The organism is Saccharothrix deserti (assembly GCF_009769385.1).
GTDB classification, from domain to species: domain Bacteria; phylum Actinomycetota; class Actinomycetes; order Mycobacteriales; family Pseudonocardiaceae; genus Actinosynnema; species Actinosynnema deserti.
In genome coordinates, this window is sequence record NZ_VKAB01000011.1 from 305,961 (window position 1) to 328,618 (window position 22,658).

Sequence of the window (22,658 nt, forward strand, 5' to 3'; positions counted from 1 at the left end):
GACCGGCTATCCGAATGGGCCTGCTGGAGGGCGAGCTCCGGAGCTGAGCTGGAACGCCCGGCGGGACCAGCGGATCACGGTGCGCTCGTACCGGCCGACCACCCGCCACGCGACGATGCCCGCCGCCAGGCTCGACACCACGACGAGCGAGCGCGGCAGGTGGTCGAGCAGCGCCGGGAACACCGCGTAGTGCGTCAGGTAGATGTAGAGCGACGCGCTGGCCACGAGTGTCACCGCCGCCACCGCCGCCCTGGGCAGCCACACCCGCGCCACCACGACCAGCAGCACCAAGCCCACCACCACGACCGCTTCCCGTGCCCGGTCGTCGAACGTGCCTGGGATCAACGCGAACGCCAGGACCAGCACGACCACCTTCTGCCACCGCGTCTCCGCCCGCTGCACGAGCCAGCCGAGCACGAAGAACCACACCGCGCCCAACGTGGTCATGTTGCGTTCGGCGAAGGAGCTCGACGCGTCGAAACCGACGCGCAGCAGCAGAGCCAGACCGAGGAACAGCAGCGCGGTGACGAACCCGTGCGCGCGTTCGACCCGCCGCACCACGGGCACCGCGAACAGCACCGCGAACGCCACCAGCACGTGCACCACGACTTCCACGAACCAGTAACCGACCGCGCCCGTGCCGACGAAGTTGTTCACCAGCAACACGTTCACGACCGTCACGTCGTCCGTGGCCGCCACCCGGTACGCGAGCCACAGCACGGCCGGTGCCGCGATCAACGCCGCACTGCGCAGCATCCGAGCGGGCTCGGGCAGCACGAACCGGGCGAAGTTCCACCCCGCGATGACGAGCAGCAGGTGCGCCCCGCCCGTGATGTCGAAGAACTCGATGTGCGACCCGACCACCAGCACGATCGCGAACGCCCGCAACACGATGTTCGTCTCGACCGAAGGCGTCCGCGACACCGGCGCACGCCGCCGTTCGAGCTCCGCCACCGGTGTGGTCGGCCAGTCCTCCGGCAACGGGCCGAGCACCCGTTCCAGCGCGACCGACGTCCGGACGTAGCTCAACGAGTCACCGCCGAGGTCGACGAACGTCGCGTCGTCCGGCACGTCCGAAACCCCGAGCGCGGAAGCGAACACCTGCCTGACCGAACCGCCACCGGCACCCGCCGCCCGGCCCAGCCCGGCCACCGCCGCGTAGTCGACCTTCCCGTTCGCCAGCCGGGGGACGACGCGGGCACGGACAACGCGCACGCTCGCACCGGGCAGGCCGAACCTCGCCCGCACGAGCTGGTCCACCCGCCGGACCGAACCCCGCACCGCGACCACGAGCACGTCATCGGTCCCCGCGCACGCCGCCTCGAAGCCCTCCTCGGCCAGCACCCGTTCGACCCGGTCGAGGTCGATCCGCAACCCGAACAGCTTGAGGAACCGGTTCTTCCGCCCGATCACCTCGTACAGGCCCTCGGGCGTGCGCCGCCCCAGGTCACCGGTCCGCAGCTCACCGGTCGTGCGGCCGAGCGCGAGGTCGGCGCTGCTGGACGCGTAACCGAGCATCACGTTCGGACCGCGGTACACCAACTCACCGTCCGACGCGATGTCGAACTCACCGCCGGGGACGGGCACGCCGATCGCCGACGGGTGGGTGCGCGCCAGTTCGGGTGGCAGGTACGCCATCCGGGCCGTCGCCTCGGTCTGCCCGTACATGACGAACAGCCGCCAGCCGCGCTCCTCGCCGAGCCGCGCGAACCGGCTGACCGACTCGGGTGCGAGCCGCCCGCCCGCCTGCGTCACGTACCGCAGGCTCGGCAGGTCCATCCGCTCGAACCCGACGGTGTCGAGCAGGTCGAACGTGTGCGGCACGCCGTGCAGGCTGGTCACGCCGTGCTCCCGGACCGAGGCCCAGAACGCCGGGTCGACCACCGACCGGTCCGTCAGCACGAGCCCCGCCCCGCGCAGCAGGTTGCTGTTCACCACGGACAGCCCGTAGCAGTAGTGCATCGGCAACGATGTGATCGCGCGGTCCGTGGCGCGGATGTCCAGGTACTCGGCGATCGCCTCGGCGTTGGCCGCCAGGTTGTCCGCCGACAACCGCACCAACTTGGGCGATCCGGTCGAGCCCGACGTGGACAGCAGCAACGCGAGGTCGGGGTGCAACTCGTGCGCGGTGCCCGTCCGGTGCTCGGTCCACCGGCCGTCGACGACCACGTCCGGGTCGTAGGCGGACGACAGCGCGGACACCTGCGCGGGCGCGGCGAGCAGCACCGGGTGCCCGCCGCGCAACGCGGCCAGGTAGGTGACGAGCGAGTCGACGTCGTTGCGCACGGCCAGCAGCACCAGCCGGCGCACCGGGCCCAGCCGGTCCACGGCGGTGGAGACCCGGTCGTCCAGTTCCCGGTAGCTGATCGCGGCGCCGTCCGGTGTCACGAGGGCGATCCGGTCACCGTGCGCGGCGAGCCCCGCCGCGAACCCGAGGTCGGCGGTGGCGGTCATGACGGGTGGCCGTCGAAGAACAGCGCCGAACCGGACACGCGCACCGCCGTGGCGTCACCGGGCCGCACCGGCGGCGGTCCCTGGACGCGCGACCGCACCCGCGTGCCGTCGCCCAGCCGCAGCAGCACGGTCGCGTCGTGGCCGTGGAACAGCACGTCGTCCACGGTGGCCGCGACGCCGTCCGTGCCGACGTGCAGCTGCTCGGGCCGCACCAACACCGTGCCGGCACCGAGAGCCGTGTCGCGGACCGGCAGCCGGCCCAACGGCGTCTCGGCCACCCCGTCACGCGCCGAACCGTCGAACGTCACCGCCTCGCCCACGAACAACGCCACCCCGAGATCGGCCGGTGACGTGTAGATCTGTTGCGGCGCACCGAGTTGCGCCACCACGCCGTCACGCAGCACCGCGACCAGGTCGGCGACGCCCAGCGCTTCCTCCTGGTCGTGCGTCACCAACAAAGCGGTCGCGCCGAACGCGTGCAACGCCGCCCGCACGTCGACACGCAGTTCATCGCGCAGGCTGGCGTCCAGCGACGAGAACGGCTCGTCCATGAGCACCACACCCGGCCTCGGCGCCAACGCCCGCGCCAGCGCGACCCGCTGCTGCTGCCCGCCGGACAGCTGCGCGGGCATCCGCTTGCCGTACCCGGACAGCCCGACCAGCTCCAGCAACTCCTCGACCCGGCCGTCCCGCCGCTGCGCCCGCGTCAGCCCGAACCCGACGTTGCCCGCCACGGTCAGGTGCGGGAACAACGCGCCTTCCTGCGGCACGATCCCGATACCGCGCCGTTCCGGCGGCACGTGCGTGGACCGGTCCGCCAGCACCCGGTGACCGAGCCGGACCTCGCCCGACCGCACCGGGTGGAAGCCCGCGAGCACCCGCAGCAACGTCGTCTTGCCGCACCCGGACGGCCCGAGCACGGCGAGCAGGCCGCCCTCGGGCACGGCGAGGTCCAGGCCGCGCAGCACCGGTTCGGGCCCGTAGCCCGCGACGAGTCCGCTGACGCGCAAGTCGCTCATCGATCACCTCCACGCAGGAACCGGTCCAGCACCACGGCGGGTATCGCCGCGACCACCAACAACACCGCCGCGTACGGGGCCGCGGCGGCGTACGCGGCGACCTCCGTCTTGGTCCACAGCTCGGTCGCCAGCGTGTCGACGCCGGTCGGCCGCAGCAGCAGGGTCGCGGGCAACTCCTTGGCGCAGGTCAGGAAGACCAGCGCGGCGCCGGCGAGGATGCCCGGCGCGGCCAGCGGCACCGTCACCCGCAACCGCGTCGCGGTCCGGCCCTTGCCCAACGACCGCGACACGTCTTCGAGGACCGGCGGCGCGTGCGCGACGGCCGTGCGCACCGCGCCCACGGCGAGCGGCAGGAACAGCACCGCGTAGGCGAACGCCAGCATCGGCGTGGTCTGGTAGAGACCGGGCGCGAACCGGATGCCGAAGAACACCAGCGCCAGCCCGATCGTGATGCCCGGCAACGCGTGACCGGCGAACCCGGCGAGCTCCACGCCCCGCACCAACGCACCGCGATGACGTGCCGCGAGCACCCCGACCGGCAGCGCCATCACGATCGTCAGCGCCGCGCCCAGAGCCGACACCGTCACCGTGTTCAAGGTCGTGGTCAGCAGGTCGTCGCCCATGGTGGACCGACCCGCGGCCAGCCACCAGCCGAGGCTGAACACCGGCACGCCCAGCGACACCACGACCAACGCGGCGGTGCCCACCAGCGCCGGGACACGGGCCCGACCCAACGGCACGGTGACCGCCCGGCGAGGGCCGCGGGTCGCGGCGGCGGCACCGCGCGCCCGGCGTTCACCGACCGTCAACGCGATCGCCAGCACCACCAGGACGCACCCCAGGATCGCGGCGGGCGTGCGGTCGAACGTGGCCCGGTAGCTCGTGTAGATGCCGAGCGTGAACGCCTCGTAGCGCATCAACGACACCGCGCCGAAATCGCTCAACGCGTACAGCGCCACCAACAACCCGCCCGCCGTCGCCGCCGGCCGGATCTGGCGCAGCGTCACCGAGAAGAACGTCTGCGCGCTCGTCCGCCCGAGCGACCGCGCGACCTCCTCCACCGCCGGGTCGGCCGTGCGCAGGGCGGCGGCGACCGGCAGCAGCACGTACGGGAACGACACCAGCGTGAGCACCAGGAACGCGCCCGCGAACCCGGTCAGGTCCGGCAGCAGCGCCACCCAGGTGAACCCGGCCACGTAGGACGGCACGGCCAGCGGCAGCACCAGCAGCACGCCGGCGACGTGTCGGCCGACCAGGTCGCTGCGCACCACCAGCCACGCGCCGAGCACGCCGATCACCACGCAGGCCACCGTCACCGCGCCCGCCAACGCGAGGCTGCGCACGGCCAGGTCGAGGGTGCGGGCACGCAGGAGCACCCGCCCGACCTCGCCCACACCGCGGTCGAAGGAGCGGACCGCGAGGTAGGCGAGGGGTGTCAGGGCGACCCCGGCCACGACCAGGGCGAGTGCTGTGTTCGTCGGTGCGGCCCGCAGCGGACCGCTCAGGACAGCCCCGCTTCCTGCAACAGGGCCAGCGTCTGCTGGAGCGAGGACAGCTTGGACAGGTCGATGTCCGGCCCGTTCAGCTCGGTCAACGCCGGCAGCTGGTGCTTGCTCGACTTGACCGACGGGTTGGCCGGGTACTCGGCGGTCTCGTCGGCGAAGTACCGCTGCGCCTGCTCGGACAGCAGGAACCGGACCGCCTTGACGGCGGCGTCGTTGCGGTCGTTGCCCGCGATCACGCCCGCGCCCGCCACGTTCACCAGACCCAGCGGGTCGCCACCGCTCACGTGGTGCAGCTTCACCTTGACCGCGTCGGCGCCGTTCTCGGCGACCTTGGCGTACCAGTAGTAGTGGTTGATCAGCCCGGCGGGCAGCTGACCGTCGTCGACCGCGTTGAGGATCGCGATGTTGTTGTCGTAGCGCTTCGGCTCGTTCGCGGCGAACCGGCGCAGCCAGTCCTTGGCGAACTCCTCGCCCTTGAGCACGCGCACCGACGTGACGAACGCCTGCCACGACCCGTTGGTGGGCGCGTACCCGATCCGGCCCTTCCACTTCGGGTCGACCACGTCGTCCAGGCTCTGCGGCAACTCGGCCTCGGTGACGACCCGCGGGTCGTAGGCGACCACCCGGGCACGGGCCGAGGTCGCCACCCACCGGCCGTCGTCCGCGCGGTACTCGGCGGGCACCAGGTCGAGCACGTCGGAGGGCAGCTCGGCGAGCCTGCCCTGTTCGGCGACCGCGCCCAGCGCGCCCGCGTCCTGCGAGAAGAACACGTCGGCCCGGGTGCCGTCGCCCTCCTCCAACAGCTGCGCCGCCATCTCGCCGCTGCTGCCGTAGCGGACCTCGACGTCGACGCCGGTGGCCTGCTCGAGTTGGTCGAGCACACCGCCCACGAGTCCCTCGTTGCGGCCGGAGTAGATCACCAGCGCGTCACCGCCGCCGGCACCGCTGCCGCACGCGACGACCGGAACGGTCAGCAAAGCCATGATCAACGCGACAGCGCGTGCGCGACGGCTCACTGCGGGTCCTCCTAGAACTCACCCCCCAGGCGGCTCAGGCGGAGACAAGGTAAAGCTAACCTAAATGCCGCACAAGACCGCGACGATAACGGCTGGTGCGACCCCGGACACATCACTCGTTCGGGTACACAGGGGTCCGTTCCGGTGGGCGGACCGACGCCATTTCGTGCTGGACGAGTTCCGTGTTCCGCGTGCTAGCGTCCGCGCGATCAGCGCGCCCTGGGACAACGCGCTTTTTCTCGGAATGGATCATCATGGTGCGTGCTGACCTGCCATCGCATGTGGACCCCGCGTGGAACGACCCGGAGTTGGAGCGCGCAGTCAGGGCGCTGTGCGACGGCGACCCGACCCCGGCGTTCGACCTCCTCGCCGCCACCCGCGAGCAGCCGGATCGACGTGAACTGTGCGTCACGATCCTCGGCCAGGCGGGCTCTGCGGTGCTGCCGCTCCTGCGTGCCGCTGCGGAGGAACAGCGTGACGACGTCGAGCGGTTGTTGCTGTGGGGCAGCGCGCTGGACGCGGCGGCGTGGCAGGCCAGGGGCGCCGCCTTCGCCGAGCACACCACCGACGAGCAGTTCGGCCAGTTGGTCGACCTGACGAAGCAGGCCAGGGCGGTGCTGCGGCGGGCGGCGAAGCTCGCGCCCGACGACGCCGTGCCGTGGAGCGAGTTGATGCACGGCGCCCTGGGCGCGCCCGAGCACGACGACGAGGGCGACGAGGTGTTCGCGCAAGTCGGCCGGCGTTCGCCGGACCTCTACGGGGCCAACTACACGCGTCTGCAGTCGCTCGCGGCCAAGTGGTACGGCAGTCACGAAACGATGCTGGAGTTCGCCAGGTCCCGCACCGCCGACCTCCCGCCCGGCCACCCGCTGCTGGCCTTGATCGCCGTCGCGCACGTCGAGGTCCACATCCACAACCTGGACAACGGCAACTTCTTCAAGCGGCTCTGGAAGGGCATGACGTACCTGGGCAAGGCCCCCGTGCGCGCGGAGGTGGACGCGGCGTCGGACCGCCTGCTGGCCGGTGTCGACGTTTTCGGCGGGCACCCGAGGTGGTTGGCGGCCAACCAGGTCTTCGCGACTTTCTACCACCAGTTGGGCGACGACATGGCGAGCAAGCCTTCCGACACCATGCGCCTCGCTCGACACCTTGCGTATTCGGGCGAACGCCCTGCGTTGTGGCCGTGGGGCTATTTCGGCGACCACGAAGAACAGTTCGCGAAGGCTCGCAACGCCGTCGCCGGAACCGGCATGGGGATCGGGTAGTGACGATGGAACAGACGGTGATCGACGGGGTTCCCGTCTTCTGGGCGCAGGGCCCGGCGCCCATGACGGCCACGCTCACGTTCGGCTGCGGGACGCGGGACGAGACGTTCCGCACGATCGGCATCACGCACCTCATCGAGCACCTGGCGATGAGCACGCTGCCGCGCGTGCACCACGAGCACAACGCCTCGGTCGGCCTGGAGATCACCCAGTTCTTCGCGACCGGCAAGCCCGCGCAGCTGGTCGAGTTCCTGGACGTGGTCTGCCGGGCACTGGCCGACCTGCCGCTGGACCGGATCGACAAGGAGGCGGGCGTCCTCGCCGCCGAGGGCGGCCAGGTCACGCACCCGACCGCCGCCACCCTGCTGGCACGTCGTTTCGGCACCTCCGGGTACGGCCTGGCGCCGTGGATCGGGCCCGGCTACGACCGCATCCCGGCTTCGGCCGTCGCGGCGCACGCGGCACGGTTCTTCACCAAGGGCAACGCGGTCCTGACGCTCACGGGCCCGCCGCCGGAGGGACTTCGGCTGCCTCTCCCGGACGGACCGAGGCCCTTCCACGAGCCGCAGGCGCCGTTGCCGGTCGCCGGTCCGCGCTGGTCGGCCGAGAGCGTGCCGTGCCCGGGGCTGGGCATGCGCGGACCGGCGGTGTCGGCGGCGTGGAGCCTCGGGATGCAGGTGCTGCAGGAGCGGCTGACCACGGTCGCGCGGCGGGAGAAGGGCCTCAGCTACGACGTGGGCGCCGAGCGTGCCGATGTCGACCCCGTCACGGCCGAACGCATGATCTGGGTCGACGCCCGGGAGGGCCGGGAGACCGAGGTCGCGGAGATCCTGTGGGACACCGCGCGCCAACTGGCCGCGTTCGGGCCGGATCAGGACGAGATCGACCACGAGGTGACCGCGTTCGCCGAGGCGATCGAGGACCCGAGGCTGGTCGACGCCGAACTGGACCTGCGGGCGCGCGCCGAACTGCTCGGCGAGTCGTTCCACACCAGCCAGGAGTGGCTGGCGGAGCTGAAGGCGGTCACGCCGGAGCAGGTCGCGGCGGTGATCTCGGAAGGGCTGCGGACGGCGCTGCTCGTCGTGCCGGAGGGCGGCGTGCTCGAGTTGTCCGACCGGGATGGCAAGCGGGTCGCCGTCGGCGGCTGTGCGCGTGCGGGCGCCGTGCCGGACGGCCGGGTGTTCCGCCCGCCGCTGTTCGCCCGCATGGTGAACGGCTCCGCCCGCCGGGCATCGCTGGTGCTCACCGCCGACAGCGTCACGCTGCGGGACGACGACGGTGACGTGCACATGGTCCGGTTCGCGGACGTCGTCGGGGTCGAGGTCCACGACGGTGCACGCACGGTGTTCGGCAGGTACGGGTGCCTGGTGCCGATCGACCCCGACCTGTTCCGCGGTGCGGGGGAGGCGGTCGTCGCGCTCGAAGCCGCCGTGGACCCGGCGCTGTTCTACCCGAGGACGGATCTGATCGGCTGAGGACGAGCCCGTGAACGGAGAACGGCGCCGACCCCGGCTCGGGGATCGGCGCCGTTGTTCCTCGATGTCCTCAGTGACCCAGGTCCACGAGCTGGTGCCGGAGCCGTTCGTGCAACAGGTCCACGGCCTCGTGGTAGGTCTCCCCGCCCGCCTCGGCGTTGATCGGAGTGCCGTTCACGTCCAGCGAGGCGTGCGCGACGATCCGCCGCGGACCGTCCGTGGTGAGGCGGACCTTCGCGTACTGGATGTCGGCGGGGGCGTACTTGGCGACGGAGGCGACCTTCACCCGCGCGTAGTCCCCGGCCGCGCCGGGGATACCGGTCGCCAGATCGGTCTGGATGTTCACGATCTCGTGCACGCGGCTCATGTCTGAAAGCCTCCTCGTTCACCAGAACAGTACGCCCGATCCCCTCAGACACCGTGGTGGACGACCGCGCGCCTGGAGTCGTTACGCAGGGACGAGTTCACGGCCCACCGGACCGGTCCGGTGAGGGCGAGGTGGTCCGTCGGGTACTCCAGCACCTTCGCCGTCCACTCCGCAGTGGCGACGTCGGTCGTACGGGCGAGGTCCAGCAGGACGCCGTCGAACGGGAAGCCGGGCTCCTGGTGCGGGTAGACCGGTGCCAGGTCGGCGTATCGGTCTGCCGCGCGCCGGTCCGCGGCCTCGGCTCCCGGCACGACCAGCCGGTCGAGGTCGCCGGCCGCCGTCGGGTCCGCCCGCGGCACGAACGTCAGGCCGTGCCGGGACCGCACCGGCTCGGTGTCGGGAGCGACCGCCGACGTGCGGGCCGCCAGCGACTGCCCGTAGGTGTCGAAGACGGAAGCCAGCTCGATCTCCCCGACCCCGTCGGTGAGCAGCACCCCGATCGTGGGGCGGTCCCAGCCGAAGCCGGTGTTGAGACCGACCACGGTGTCGGCCGGCCCGAACCGCGCCTGCGCCATCGAGGCCGCCGTGCCCCGGCGGTAGTGCCGCCAGCCGGTGGCGTCCGCGGCCCGGACCGCCGCCTCCGGGCTGACCAGCCGCTCGACCACGCGCAGCGTGCCGTCGATACCGGACAGGATGCCGGCCGCGCTGATGATGTCGCCGTCGTCGACGTACCGCGTTCCACGCACCCACTCGACGGCCGGGTAGCGGTCTTCGGAACCATCGACGCGGAACCAGTGCGTGGCCGCCTCACGCCCGTCGAGCAGGCCGGCCGAGGCGAGCACGGCGGATCCGTTGCAGACGCCGAGCAGCAGCGATCCGCCCGCCGCCTGCCGGACGAGCCAGTCGGTGACCGGCTTCGACGTGCTCTCGCCGACGTCGGGCATGGCCGGCACGACGACCACGTCCGCGGCCTCACCGAGCAGGCGGTCGAGTTCGGTGAACGTCAGGTCCGGGACCAGGTCCAGGCCACCGGTCAGCGGAACCGGGCGCCCGGTGGGCGCGACCGTGTAGACGTTGAACGCGCCCGTCGTGGCCAGGACCTCGTAGGGGGCGAGCGCGTCGGACACGACGGCGCCCTTGTCACCCACCACGACGACGGCGGTCGGCTTGGCCGGGTCGTGCGCCACCGGTGCGGGTAAGGGCGCCGCGCCGTCGGTTCGCGGAGCGTGCAGGTCGTCGAACGCGGCCACGACGGTCGGGGCGCCGAAGCCGGCGGGCAGGGCGAGGACGGCGAGCAGGAACACCAGGGCGGTCCCCGTGATCCGAAGGGCGGTGCGCATGGCCGTTCAGCACCCGTACTCGTGGCGGCGGCGCAGCATCGCGGCGATCATGGCCGGGACCATCAGCACGTGCCCGGCGGTCATCAGCGCCGTCCCGGACAGCAGACCGGTCCAGTGGAACGGCAGCAGGACGAGGAACGGCAGGTACATCGCGGCGGACATCTCGGCGATGCCGGCCCAGCCGTGGCGGCGTACCCGCGCAACTGCTGTGCTGGAGCCCGAACACCGTGGTCAACCGCGTCGGAGAGCCGGTGGGGAGATCAGGACGCGCACCCGGCCGGTGATCGTGCCCCGGTCGGTCGCACATGCGTTCGCAGGGCCGGAAGTCCCTACCTGTCAGGGACCGTTGCGGTGACCAACGGCCCTGTGTGCGGTGCTCCGTTCGGACGAACCTGGACGTCAGCTCACAGGAGGAGGTCGGGACATGGACCCGCGATCGGGTGCGCCCGTCCCACGGCTGGTGCGTCAGGTCTTCGCCTGGCGCAACCCGATGGCCGATCTCGGTGACCGGCTGGAGGGCGCCGTGGCGGTCGCGTCGGTGACGGTGACGTTGTTGGGCCTGCCGATCGCGGCGGCGGTCGGGTCGGAGGTCTACGCGGCGCAGGCCGAGGCCTCGGAGGAGCAGTTGCGCGACCGCCGCGAGGTCGACGCCGTGCTGCTGGGGGACACGCCCGACTCCGCGGGCGGCAACGTGCACGACGGGTCGGCGCCGAGGTCCGACGTCCCCGCGACGTGGACGCTGCCCGACGGGACGACGCGGCGGGGTGACGTCGAGGCGCCCGGTGAGGTGCCCGCCGGCGGCAAGGTCCGGATCTGGGTCGACGGCACCGGTTCGCCGGTGGCGCCGCCGTCGACGGCCGAGGGCGCGGTGGTCACGGCGGCGGCCGTCGCCACCGGTTCGTGGATCGCGTTGGGCGGGGCGGCGGCGCTGTTCTACGTGGTCGTCCGGTCGGCGCACGCCAGGATCCGCCGGCGCCGCTTGGAGTCGGAGTGGGCGGCGGTCGAGCCCGGTTGGCGGAAGCTCGGATGACGACCCACCTCGACGAACCGGGGCAGAACCCCCTCACCTGCCGCAGACGTCCGAACAGGCGGACCGGTGGAGGTCCGCCTGTTCGGGTGGGCCGTCAATCGCAGCCAGGCGTTGCCGCGGACTTGGGCCGACTCACGCCGCGTAGGTGGCGTCCTGGGCCGTGCTCACCACCTTCCGCGCATCGGCGGCGGTGAGCAGACCGGCGTCCGCCCACGCCTGCGCGGTGGCCTTCACGTGCTGGATCAGGTGACCCTTGCCCCGGAACGGCGCGGCGGCCCACACCTCGTCGAGGAACGTCGTGCCGTCGCTCCGGCTCGGGTTCGCCACTCCGGAGTCCCGCCCGCCGAACGCGATGGCCGGCTCACGGCGGTGGAAGTAGACGTGCGTCGGGTCCTCCGTGCCCTCGAAGAACGGCGCGAACTCGACCCCGTCCAGCACGTGGTGCAGCGGCTTGCCCGACACGGGCGTCAGGCTGGGCAGCAGGTCACCGGACAGGCCGGCGTTGCGGTACAGCCCGAGCTCCAGGAACGTCCGGCGGGCGTCACGCGCGACCAGGTTCACCGGACCGTAGAACAACGTCTGCGTCGCCGGATCGTCCAACGCCCGCTCCACCCGCAGCTTGAACGGGATCGAGACGCTCACGGTGTCGCCGCTGCGCCACGTCCGGGACAGGGTGAAGTACGAGCCCGCGACGGCGTCACGCGGCACCCTCTCACCGTTGACCTCGACCCGGAACCCGGACCGCGCCCACCCCGGCACGCGCAGGTGCAGGTCGAACCGGCCGCCGCCGCGCACGGTGATCGTGGTGCCCTGCTCGATCGGGTAGTTCGTGGTCTGCGTGACCGTGACGCCCTTCTCCTCCCACTTCAACGTGGACGCGCTGTAGAGGTTGACGTACAGCGCGCTGCCGTCGGCCTTGGCGAAGTACACCGAGTCCTGGTACTTGGTCGCGCTCTCCATGCCGGTGCCCTCGCAGCACGTGGTGCCGGCCTTCGGCGTGTAGTCCCGCACGTGACCCGGCAGCAGCCCGATGAAGTACGTGACCAGTGGCTTCTCCGCGTCGGCCCGGTCCTGTTTGGACCCCAGCACCTGGTTGTAGAGCGCGCGCTCGCAGTAGTCCATGTACTTCGGGTCCTGCTCGTGGAAGAACAGCACCCGGCTCAGCTTGAGCATGTTGTAGGCGCAGCACGTCTCGGCGTTGGTGTCGCTCAACGTGCCGACGATGCTGCCGCGCGCCTTCCAGAACTCCGCCGTGCTCGTGCCGCCGATGCTGTACATGCGGGTGGGCACGACCATGTCCCAGAAGTTCCGCGCCGCCGTCAGATAACGCTGCTCGCCGGTCTCGTCGTGCAGCCGCACCATGCCGGTGAGGATCGGGATGTGCTGGTTGGCGTGCAGGCCGTCGAGGATGTCGGTGCCCGCGGCGCACGAGTCGATGAGCCGGTCCAGGTCGAACAGCTTGGCCAACGCCAGGTGCTCGGCCTTGCCGCTGATGGCGTGCAGGTCGCAGATCGCCTCCACGAGGCCGCCGAACTCGCCGCTGGAGAAGATGCCCCACATCCGCTGGAGCGTGGCCTTGGGCAGCTTGGACAGCCGCGAGTGCATCCAGTCGCACATGCCCTCGGCGAGGTCGAGCGCCCGCTCGTCGCCGGTGTTGAGGTAGGCGTCGAGCAGGCCGCGCAGGATCTTGTGCGCGGTGTAGTACGGCGCCCACACGACGGTGTAGTTGCCGCTGGTCATCGATTCCAGCGTGATGAACTGCGTCTCCGGGTAGGCGGCCAGGAAACCGGGGTGGCTCGGCAGGCCCCACGTGCGCCGCAACGTCGCGTGCTGACCGCGCCCGGACGCGTCGGCGAACGTCGCGCCCTGCGTCTCGTCGAAGCCGTACGACGCCAGGTCGCCCTTGGCCGGGGTGTCGCGCAGCTGCCGGATCTCGTCCGCGCTCAACGCCCGCGACCACACGTTGACCTCGTCCAACGCACCGGCGAACACCGGGTCGGGGTAGTTGGACCGGCCGAGCCAGTTGTTGCGCAGCTGCCCGAGCACCGCCGGGTTGAGCGTCATGGCGGTGTTCAGGCCGACCTGCTCGCCGTTGACGTACAGCGTGCCCGTGGTGCCCGCGATGGTCACCGCCACGTGGCTCCACTCGTTGAGCGGCAACGGCGCGGTGCCGTTGATGCCCTGCTCGCGGCCCGGACCGCCGGTGGTGATGGCGAACCGCGGCACGCCGGTCTGGTTCCGTGCGGCCAGGTACAGGTACCGGGTGGTGTCGTTGCCGAAGTCGAACACCCGCGCCCAGTTGGCGTCGTGCGTCGGCTTGACCCACGCCGAGATGGTGATGGTGGCGGCGTTGCCGAGCACGGTCGGCGGCAGGTCGACGTACTGGTACGAGCCGCGCAGGTGCTCGGTGGCCGACCCGAACCGACCCGGCGTGGCGAGCACCACCGGGTCACGCCGCAGCGCGTCGCGGACCTCGACCAACGCGCCGATCATGTACCGGATCTTGTCGGCGTAGCTCTCGTCCCCGGTGCCCGCGTACGCCTGGGACAGCATGGTGAGGAAATGCCCGGTGTAGTGGCCCCGCAGGTTGCCGTTGGCCTCGCCGTCCAGGCCCTCCCAGCCGCCGGGCGCCACCGCGCCACGCGTGGACAGCCCGGCGTTCGCGCGGAAGACCTGCAACAACCGGTCCACGTCGTACCCGCGGCCGTAGTCGAGCATCAGATCGCGCTTGGCGGCGAAGACGCTGTTGCCGAGTGACACGTCGTCCAACGCGAACGGCCGCACCCGCCACGCCGCCGGCGGAGGCAGTGCGGACCCGGACCCGGACCCCGCCACCGACGCGGCGGCGGGCTGGGCGCTCGCCTGCCCGGCGATGCCGGACGCGACCAGGGGAGTGGCCGCCGCCAACGCCGTGGCGCGGAGGAAAGCTCGCCGGTCTACGGGCTGTGCCATGTGGGACCTCTCTGGAAAGGGACGGCAGGGGACGGCTGTCGGCGGTGCACAGGGCACCGCCGACAGCCGGGATGACGGACTGGCGGCGCGGATCAGGTCAGCTGGATGTAGTCCAGTTCCGCGTACCCGGTGGCGCCGGCGAAGTAGGGGGAGCCCTTCGCCAGCCGGATCACGTTGTAGCCGGCCCGCAGGCTGACCGTGGTGCTCACGGTGGAGCCGAACTGACCCCACCCGGTCGTCGGCGGGTAGCTGATCGTCGACCACGCGCCGCCGTTGTAGGCCAGGCCGTGTGTCGAAGTCGCCCCGGTGCCGTTGGCGTACCCGATGGTCATCGTGTAGTTGCGCGCCGTCGGCACGTTGACGATGAAGTCGACGTAGCTCGCGGTGCGCGAGTCGCCGGTGTTGTCGATCCGGCCGACGTACCCGCCGTTGGACGCGCCGCTCGCGGAGAGCCGTTCGGCGCGGAACACCGACGCGTTCTCGGCCTCGTACCGCTGCTGGTAGGCCGGCACGCCGCTGGTCGGCTCGATCACCAGGTGGTACGCGGCAGTCGCCGACATGTTCTGCACCGGCACCGTGATCTGCCCGTTGGTGACGGTGTAGGTGGTGTTGGAGATCGTGGTCGGGGCGGACACGGCGGTGAACCGCCCGGAGCCCGGCGTGGACTCCAACCTGACCCGGACGGTGCCGCCCAGCGCGCCGAGGCCCGTGATCCGCACCGAGTTCGTGCCCGACTCGTCGCCGAACGCGACCTCGACCCTCCGCCGCGTGCTGTCGTAGGCGGCGAACCCGTCGATACCGGTCTGCGCGGGCGGGGTGGTGCGCACCATCTGCCCGGCCATGTCGCCGTACCACTTGTAGAGCCACCACGACGCGGTCGGCTGGTTGTTGTTCACCACCAGGCCGTTGACCGTGCCGTACTCGTACCAGAACGTCCGGTCGGCGGCCCACACCCCGGCGCGTTCCAGCTTGGCGATGTAGTTGGCGACGCGGCCGGGCACGTCGACCTCGTCCGGCGCGGCGTACTCGTTGATGAAGATGCGGCGCGGGCTGATGCCCAGCGACGACTCGATCGACCGGTAGGCCGCGACGTTCGCCGCGATCCTCGATGACGAGGTGTTGTTCAGCTCGTGCCACACCACGATGTCGGGCAGGGCGTTGTTGTCGCGGGCGACGGTGAGGAACGTCCGCATCCGGTCGGCGTTCCAGGACGCGTGGCTGGGACCGGCGAGCGGGGTGACCGTGTCGCGGGTGCGGATCCGCTGCACGGTGCGCACCCAGCCGGCGTTGAAGTCACCGGCCGCGGAGGTGTTCCAGGTGTAGTCCGGCTCGTTCCACACCTCGTACGCCGTGATGTTGCTGACGCTGGTCGCGGCCAGCCGGTCGTTGACGATCTGGTCGACCTTGGCCAGCCAGTCGTCCCAGCTCACCCACTTGTACGGGAAGTCCGGGTAGATGTCCGGCAGCCGCACGACCTGCGCGGCGCCCACCCGGTCGGCCTGCGGTGCGACGAGGATCGCGTCACCGCCGGGCGGCTGGCCGTTGGGGCGCTGCCCGACCCTGGGCGGCGGCTGGGTCAGGGTGTGCATCTTGATGGGCAGCAGGGTCGAGTCGGCCGGCCTGCTGTTCTCCGCGAGCGCGTACAGGCCGCCGGACGCGGCGTGCGTGACCGGCCGGAACGGGACGCCGGCGTCGACCACCAGCGTGTGACCGGCGGCCTGTGCTTGCGGGGGTGGGGCCACCAGGGTGGTGGCGGCGAGGGCGGAGACCGCTAATGCGGTCCGCAGTGTCGGCTTTGGCACCGTGCACCTCGTTCAGGGGATGGGGTGGGGAGGGTGGCGGCGTGTCATCCGGTGGTGGCGGTCGGGATCCAGACCCGCATCGGACCGGGGGCCCGGTTGCCCCACAGGAAGTACGGGATCGCGGTGAGGCTGAGCGGTGTGGCGTCGTGCTCGGGCATGTCGGTCCGGTACAGGTCGTCACCGCCGGGCGGCACGACCGTGCCGTGAGCGGTCAACGTCACCGGGACGGCGGGCAGGTCGGTCTCGACGACGGCGGCGGCCGGGTCGATCCGCACGTCCTCCAGCACCACGTCGGCGGGCAGATCGGCCTGCTCCACGCAGTAGACGAGCGGGCCGCGGGCCAGCGCGACGCAGCCGCGGACGGCGTCGACGCGCGGGTGGGCGGTGACCACGCGGACCGGCATCGCCAGGTCGAGCGTGACGGTGACACCGGCCGACCAGTCCCGGTGCAGCCGCACGTACCCGCCGTCCGGTGTCACGTCGACCGGCACGCCGTCGACCAGCACGGACGGTTCGGCGCACCAGCCGGGCACGCGCAGGGCGAGCGTGAACGGCGCCGAACCCGTCACCGTCAACTCCACCCGCCCGTCCCACGGGTACTCGGTGCGCGTGACGACCTCGACGGCGGCGCCGTCCACCTCGGCGCGCACGGTGCCCGCCGAGTACAGGTGGACCTGGAGCCCGCTGTCGTCCGTGGTGGCGGTGTAGCCGTGCAGGGAGGCGACGAGGCGGGCCAGGTTCGGCGGGCAGCACGCGCACCTGTACCAGGGCAGGCGTTGCGACGGCGCGTCCTCGTCGGAGCCGTCGTGGCCGGTGCGCAGGTGCAGGGGGTTGGAGTAGAAGAAGTGCTTCCCGTCCAACGATGTCGAGCCCGCCACCGCGTTGTAGAGCGCGCGCTCCATCTCGTCGGCGTAGCGGGCTTCACCGGTAGCCAGCAGCATCCGCCAGTTCCACTGGACACTGGCGATCGCTGCGCACGTCTCGCCGTACGCCCGGTCCGCCGGCAGCTCGTACGGGTCGCCGAACGCCTCGTCGCGGTGACGTGACCCCTGCGCGCCGGTGATGTAGGTCTTGCTGCCGAACGCGTCCTCCCACAACCGGCGGGCGGCGTCGAACAGCTCGTCGTCGCCGGTCTCCACGGCGACGTCGACGACCCCGGCCAGCAGGTACAGCTGCCGCACGACGTGGCCTGCCACCGCGTCGGCGTCGCGCACCGGCACGTGGTCCTGGAGGTAGGCGTGGCCGAAGTGCGCGCCGTCGAGCAGACCGTTGCCGCGCACGTCGACCATGCGTCGGGCCAGGTCGAGGTAGGGCCGGTGCCCGGTCACCCGGTACAGCTCCACCAGGGCGGTCTCCACGCCGGGGTGCCCGTCGAGCGGGGTGGGGCCGTCGGGCGCGCCGAAGTGGTCGACCAGCAGGTCGGCCACGCGGCGGGCGACCGCGACCAACTCCGCGCCGACCCCGGCGCGTGCGGCGGCGACGGCCGCCTGGATGAGGTGGCCAGCGCAGTACATCTCGTGGCTGTAGTGCAGTTCCTGCCAGCGGAGTTCGGGCTTCACCACGGTGTAGTACGAGTTGAGGTAGCCGTCGTCGCCCTGCGCCTTCGCCAGCAGCGCGGCGGTCGTGTCGACGAACGCGAGCAGCCGTTCGTCGTTCGGGTCGGAGGTGAGCTGCCAGGCGGCGGCTTCGAGCGTCTTGTGGACGTCGGAGTCGGCGAACCAGAAGTTGCGGAATTCGCCGGTCTTCTCGCCGGTGACCAGCCGCAGGTTGTCCAGCGCGCCGTGGGTGCCCAGTTGGTCGATGCAGTGCGGCAGGGTGCCGGTGGCGTTGCGCCGCTGCCACCCGCCGAAGAAGCCGTCCGGCGCGAAGGCCACGCCGTCGAGCGGGACCGGGAGCAGGGTGGTTTTCGCGGTCGGGGTCGGCTGGACGGGGCCTTGGTGCAGGTCAGTCATGGAGATTCCTTCTCAGCCCTTGAGGGCGCCCGAGGTGAAACCGCGTACGTAATGCCGTTGCAGCAGGAGGAACACGACGACGCACGGCAGCGCCGACGTGACCACACCCGCTTGCAGCGCCTCGAAGTCGACCGACCCGAGGCTGCCGGACTGGAGGTTGAACAACGCGACCGGAAGCGTGAACTTCGAGCCGTCGGTCAGGAAGATCAGCGGCGCGACGAACTCGTTCCACGCCGCGAGGAAGGAGAACAGGCCGACCGTGACGATGCCGGGGAGCACACCGCGCAGCAGGACCCGCCACAACGCGCTGCCCGGCGTGCAGCCGTCGATGAGCGCCGCCTCCTCCAACTCGCGCGGCAGCGCCTCGAACGAACTGCGCATCATGAACAGCCCGAACGGCAGCTGGAACATCGCCAGCACCAGCCCCAGGCCGATCAGCGAGTTCTGCAGGCCGATCCAGCCGAGCAGGATGTAGAGCGGGACCAGGATCGTGGTGTACGGCACCATCAGGATCGCCAGCGTGACCAGGAACAGCAGGTTGTGGCCGGGGAACCTCAGCCGCGCCAGCGCGTACCCTCCCAGGGTGGTCGTGACGACGGTGACCACGACCGCGACCACCGCGACCACGACCGTGTTGAGCAGGTACGTGCCCACCCCGCTGCCGTAGTCGGCCAGCCGCTCGTAGTTGTCCACACCCCAGCCCGGCTCGCCGCCGGCGGCCCGCCTGCTGTTGACCGACGAGTAGAGGGTCCACAGCATCGGCAGCAGGAAGAGCACGGCCAGAGCGGAGCCCGTGACGTGGAAACCGGCGGTGCGCGCGCGGGACATGGCGCCCAATCTCCTTGCGGTGGAAGCGATCAGCGGCCGCCACGGCGCAGCAACCGCAGCTGCGCGCCGTTGACCAGGATGAGGACGGCGAGGATCGCGACGGACACGGCGGCGGCCCGGCCGAGGTCCTGGGACAGGAACGCCTCGCGGTAGACGCTGATGACCACGGTGGCGGTCTCGTGCCTGCCGCCGGTGAGGATGAAGAACTGGTCGAAGGCCAGCAGCGAGCCGGTCAACGACAGCACCATGGTCAGCGCGAGCGTCGGCCGCAGCAGCGGCAGCGTCACCCGCCACAGGATCTGCCACCGGTTCGCACCGTCGGCGCGGGCCGCCTCGTAGAGCATCGGGTCGATGCTCTGCAGTCCGGTCATCAGGATGAGCATGTAGAAACCGGCGAACCGCCAGGTGATCATCCCGACCGTCGACGCGAGCGCGTTGTCCGTCGAGCCGAGCCAGTCGACCGAGCCGAGCCCGAGGAACCGGACCAGCTCGTTCAACGGTGACGCCTCGGTGTTGAACAGCCCGTAGAACAGCAGGCTGGTGGACGCGAGCCCGACCACGCTCGGCAGGAACAACGCGGTCCGGTACACACCCACGCCCGGCCGGCTCTCCTGCACCAGCAGGGCGAGTCCGAACGCGACGAGACCGAGCACCACCGTCGTGACGGCCGTGTACTTCAGGGTGAACACGATCGCCCGCAGGAACAACGGGTCCTGCAGGGCGCTGTAGTTCTCCACCCCGTTCGGGGCCGACGCGCCCAGCAGCGGCCAGTGGTTGAACGACATCCACACCATCAGCACCAGCGGGATGACGAACAGGACCACCACCAGCAGTGCCATCGGGCTCGCGTAGAGGATGCCCAGCCTGCGCCGCGCACCGGCGATGGTGGCGCGGCGTCGGCGGTCCGGCGGTGTCGGTCGGGTCGACGTCGGCGGTCGGGTGCGGGTGACGGTCGCCATCGTCAGCCGCCGCTCGCCAGGGACTCGGTGATGGTGCCGTTGTGCTGCTTCAACGTCTCGCCGACGTCCCGCGAGCCGAACAGCGCGTCGGTGACCGCGGCCGTCCACGGGCCGTTGGTGTCGTTGAACGTCTTGCCGAAGTTCACCGAGATCGGCGTCTGGCCCTCACCCGCGAGCAGGTTGAAGACCCGCAACCGGTTGTCCTGCTTGGCGTAGGTGTTCTCGGCGAGGTCGCTGCGCACGGTGATGTTCTTGTTCTTCGCCAGGACCTCGACCTGGGCCGACTCGGAGAGCGTCCAGGAGATGAAGTCCCACGCCGCCGCGGCCTTCGTCGAGTTGGAGCTGATGCCGAGCACGTCACCGCCGACGAACGACGACCGGCCGCCCTTCGGGCCGGGGATCGGCGCGACACCGATCTGGAGGCCCGCGCCTTCCTTCATGCCCTGCAACGCGGTGGCGCCCATCGGCTGGATGCCGATCTTGCCCTCGCTGAACAGCTGGGTCCACGTCGGACCGGACTCGTTCTTCGCCGACGTCGGCACGATGCCCTCGGCGTACATCCGGCGCATCGTCGCGTAGACGTCGGTGGCGGAGCCGTTGTCGAGGGTCGAGGCGGTGCCCTCTTGGTCGAGGACGGTGTCACCGGAGGCCCAGATCATCGGCCAGGTGGTGAACAACATGCAGCCGGGGCACGCGCCGCCGTAGAAGTAGCCGTCGACGTCACCGAGCGCGTCGATCTTCTTCGCCGCCTCGTACAGCCCTTCCAGCGTGGTCGGCGGGTTCTCCGGGTCGAGCCCGGCCCGGCTGAAGAGGACCTTGTTGTAGAACACCGCGGACAGGTCGATGTCGTGCGGCACCCCGTAGACCTTGCCGTCGTGCGTCGCGGCCTCCACGTGCGCCGGCGCGAGCTTGTCCTTGAACGGCAGCGTGTCGACCCTCGCCGACAGGTCGAGGTACACGCCCTTGGAGGCGTAGTTCGGCGCGTACACCACGTCGGCGGCGAGGATGTCCGGCAGCTGCTTCGCACCGGCCGCCGTGCCGACCTTCTGCTGGTAGGAGTCGGCCGGGAAGACGGTCAGCTCCACCTTGTTCTTGTGGCTCGCGTTGTAGGCGTCGACCAGGGTCTGGCTGAACGTGGCCGTCGGCGACCGGGTCCACATGGTGAGCGTGGTGCCGTCGTCCACGGAGGTGGTGTCGTTCGCCGACGAGGCCGGCGGGGCGCTCTGGCACGCGGAGAGGAGCAGCAGCGCCGCCGCGGCGGTGGCGAGCCTCCGGCGTGCCCGGGTCGGGGGGAGTGGACTCATCTGGCTGTCTCCTCGTGCGTGGTCGGCGCCGGCTTCATCGCACGGAAAATTAGGAAACCGGTTGCCTTGAGAACCTAGGTACGTGTTCACCCTGTGTCAAGACTAGGTTTCGAGCCTGTGACGTGCTATTTCGTCGTTCGACTCAGCTGTCTGGGTAGGCCGGGGTAACCTTCGTCCCATGCCGCCGAGGAAAACGTCGGAAAACGCCGGATCGTCGGGTCGTGGAACGCTGGGCCGTCCGGCCACCATCAGCGACGTGGCCCGGTTGGCGGGCGTCTCGGTCGGCACGGCGTCCAAGGCGCTCAACGGCCGCGGCTCGCTGCGCGAGGAGACCCGGCGGCGGGTCCGGTCCGCCGCCGACGAGCTCGGTTTCCAGCCGAACACCGCCGCCCTCACGCTCAACTCGGGCCGTACCTACACCGTCGGCATGATCACCACCGACACCATCGGCCGGTTCAGCATCCCGCTGATGACCGGCGCGGAGGACTCCCTCGGCGCCGGTCGCATGTCGGTCTTCCTCTGCGACGCGCGCGACGACCCGATCCGCGAGCAGTACTACCTGCGCACCCTGCTCAGCCGCCGGGTCGACGGCATCATCGTCACCGGGCGCCGCACCCAGGCCCGCGCGCCCATCGGCGTCGACCTGCCCGTGCCGGTGGTCTACGCGTTCATCAGCTCCACCGACCCGAACGACTGCTCGGTGGTGCCGGACGAGGCGGGCGGCGCGCGCAAGGCCGTCGACCACCTGCTGGCACTGGGACGGCGGCGGATCGCCCACGTCACCGGCCCCGAGCACCACCATTCGGCGGCCGTGCGCGCGTCGGCCGCCGTCGAGCGGCTGGCCGAGTCCGGGCTGGACCTGGTCGGCGCTCCGCTGTTCGGCGAGTGGAGCGAGGCCTGGGGCAGGCAGGCGACCGGCATCCTGCTCGGCGCGGGCGAGGAGTTCGACGCGGTGTTCTGCGGCAGCGACCAGATAGCGCGTGGTGTGGCGGACGCGTTGCGGGCGGCGGGCCGGCGGGTGCCCGACGACGTCGCCCTGGTCGGCTTCGACAACTGGGACGTCATGGCGCTGGCCTGCCAGCCGCCGTTGACCAGCATCGACATGGAGCTGGAAGGGCTCGGGCGGACGGCGGCGGACCTGTTGTTGGCGGCCATCAACGGCGAACCCGCGCCCGGCAGGCACGTCAGCCCGTGCCGGCTCGTGCTCCGCGAGTCCACCGCCGTGTCGGTCCTGCCCGGGTCCACCCGGGTCGAGCAGGTCTAGGGCCACGCGAGCGAGCGGGCGTCCTTGCCCCGACCTTCGGATTCCCCTCGAACGCGCTGGCCGGCGCCCACTGCCGCGGATAACCTCCGACGTCATGACCGACAGCGCTGAACCGGTTGAGCGGCG

17 protein-coding genes are annotated in these 22,658 nt (G+C 71.2%); 4 read left to right on the top strand and 13 right to left on the bottom strand.

The window, feature by feature from the left end; all coding sequences use genetic code 11:
• Positions 1-6: 6 nt before the first annotated feature.
• From FM051_RS21005 to FM051_RS21020, 4 genes are read right to left on the bottom strand one after another with little or no spacing between them, the layout of a single operon-like run.
• On the bottom strand, positions 7-2,454 hold the full coding sequence (locus FM051_RS21005; RefSeq protein ID WP_158845945.1) for a non-ribosomal peptide synthetase: 2,448 nt from the start codon (positions 2,452-2,454) through the stop codon (positions 7-9).
• Positions 2,451-3,473 carry an ABC transporter ATP-binding protein gene (locus FM051_RS21010; RefSeq protein ID WP_158845947.1) on the bottom strand — a complete coding sequence of 341 codons (1,023 nt, stop codon included), beginning with the start codon at positions 3,471-3,473 and terminating at the stop codon, positions 2,451-2,453. The genes FM051_RS21005 and FM051_RS21010 overlap by 4 nt, the downstream gene beginning before the upstream one ends.
• A complete protein-coding gene (locus FM051_RS21015; RefSeq protein WP_238412530.1) occupies positions 3,470-4,927 on the bottom strand; it encodes an ABC transporter permease in 1,458 nt (485 codons plus the stop codon). The genes FM051_RS21010 and FM051_RS21015 overlap by 4 nt, the downstream gene beginning before the upstream one ends.
• A 47-nt stretch (positions 4,928-4,974) precedes the next feature.
• A complete protein-coding gene (locus tag FM051_RS21020; RefSeq protein ID WP_238412531.1) occupies positions 4,975-5,994 on the bottom strand; it encodes an iron ABC transporter substrate-binding protein in 1,020 nt (339 codons plus the stop codon).
• A gap of 254 nt (positions 5,995-6,248) precedes the next feature.
• Here FM051_RS21020 and FM051_RS21025 point away from each other — a divergent pair, with 254 nt between their 5' ends.
• Positions 6,249-7,259: a hypothetical protein gene (locus tag FM051_RS21025; RefSeq protein ID WP_158845949.1), complete on the top strand. Its 1,011-nt coding sequence runs from the start codon at positions 6,249-6,251 to the stop codon at positions 7,257-7,259.
• A 5-nt stretch (positions 7,260-7,264) separates the two neighbouring features.
• Positions 7,265-8,734 carry a peptidase M16 family protein gene (locus FM051_RS21030; RefSeq protein WP_158845951.1) on the top strand — a complete coding sequence of 490 codons (1,470 nt, stop codon included), beginning with the start codon at positions 7,265-7,267 and terminating at the stop codon, positions 8,732-8,734.
• A gap of 70 nt (positions 8,735-8,804) precedes the next feature.
• On the opposite strand, the gene FM051_RS21035 is transcribed toward FM051_RS21030, so the two are convergent.
• The 3 genes from FM051_RS21035 to FM051_RS21045 are packed head-to-tail and all read right to left on the bottom strand — an operon-like array spanning position 8,805 to position 10,603.
• The gene (locus tag FM051_RS21035) at positions 8,805-9,101 is read right to left on the bottom strand and encodes an HPF/RaiA family ribosome-associated protein (protein WP_158845953.1); all 297 of its coding nucleotides are present in this window, start codon (positions 9,099-9,101) and stop codon (positions 8,805-8,807) included.
• A gap of 44 nt (positions 9,102-9,145) precedes the next feature.
• Positions 9,146-10,441: a DJ-1/PfpI family protein gene (locus FM051_RS21040; RefSeq protein ID WP_158845955.1), complete on the bottom strand. Its 1,296-nt coding sequence runs from the start codon at positions 10,439-10,441 to the stop codon at positions 9,146-9,148.
• Between the two features lie 6 nt (positions 10,442-10,447).
• Positions 10,448-10,603 carry a hypothetical protein gene (locus tag FM051_RS21045; RefSeq protein ID WP_238412532.1) on the bottom strand — a complete coding sequence of 52 codons (156 nt, stop codon included), beginning with the start codon at positions 10,601-10,603 and terminating at the stop codon, positions 10,448-10,450.
• 262 nt (positions 10,604-10,865) lie between these two features.
• Between FM051_RS21045 and FM051_RS21050 the strand changes: the two genes are divergently transcribed.
• Complete coding sequence (locus FM051_RS21050; RefSeq protein ID WP_158845957.1) at positions 10,866-11,471, top strand: Rv1733c family protein; 606 nt, start codon at positions 10,866-10,868, stop codon at positions 11,469-11,471.
• 132 nt (positions 11,472-11,603) lie between these two features.
• Here FM051_RS21050 and FM051_RS21055 read toward each other — a convergent pair whose 3' ends face one another.
• From FM051_RS21055 to FM051_RS21080, 6 genes are all read right to left on the bottom strand, one after another.
• On the bottom strand, positions 11,604-14,423 hold the full coding sequence (locus FM051_RS21055) for a beta-L-arabinofuranosidase domain-containing protein (RefSeq protein ID WP_158845959.1): 2,820 nt from the start codon (positions 14,421-14,423) through the stop codon (positions 11,604-11,606).
• 92 nt (positions 14,424-14,515) lie between these two features.
• Entirely contained in the window at positions 14,516-16,225 is a 1,710-nt protein-coding gene (locus tag FM051_RS21060) for a carbohydrate-binding protein (protein WP_202918948.1), read from the bottom strand.
• 44 nt (positions 16,226-16,269) lie between these two features.
• Positions 16,270-18,177 carry a glycoside hydrolase family 127 protein gene (locus tag FM051_RS21065; RefSeq protein WP_158845961.1) on the bottom strand — a complete coding sequence of 636 codons (1,908 nt, stop codon included), beginning with the start codon at positions 18,175-18,177 and terminating at the stop codon, positions 16,270-16,272.
• Positions 18,178-18,189: 12 nt separating this feature from the next.
• The gene (locus FM051_RS21070) at positions 18,190-19,005 is read right to left on the bottom strand and encodes a carbohydrate ABC transporter permease (RefSeq protein WP_158845963.1); all 816 of its coding nucleotides are present in this window, start codon (positions 19,003-19,005) and stop codon (positions 18,190-18,192) included.
• Positions 19,006-19,034: 29 nt separating this feature from the next.
• Positions 19,035-19,964, bottom strand: a complete 930-nt coding sequence (locus tag FM051_RS21075) for a carbohydrate ABC transporter permease (protein WP_158845965.1) — start codon at positions 19,962-19,964, stop codon at positions 19,035-19,037.
• Positions 19,965-19,966: 2 nt separating this feature from the next.
• Entirely contained in the window at positions 19,967-21,268 is a 1,302-nt protein-coding gene (locus FM051_RS21080; protein WP_158845967.1) for an ABC transporter substrate-binding protein, read from the bottom strand.
• Between the two features lie 256 nt (positions 21,269-21,524).
• On the opposite strand from FM051_RS21080, the gene FM051_RS21085 reads away from it, so the two are divergent.
• Positions 21,525-22,532, top strand: a complete 1,008-nt coding sequence (locus tag FM051_RS21085; RefSeq protein WP_238412533.1) for a LacI family DNA-binding transcriptional regulator — start codon at positions 21,525-21,527, stop codon at positions 22,530-22,532.
• Positions 22,533-22,658 lie beyond the last annotated feature (126 nt).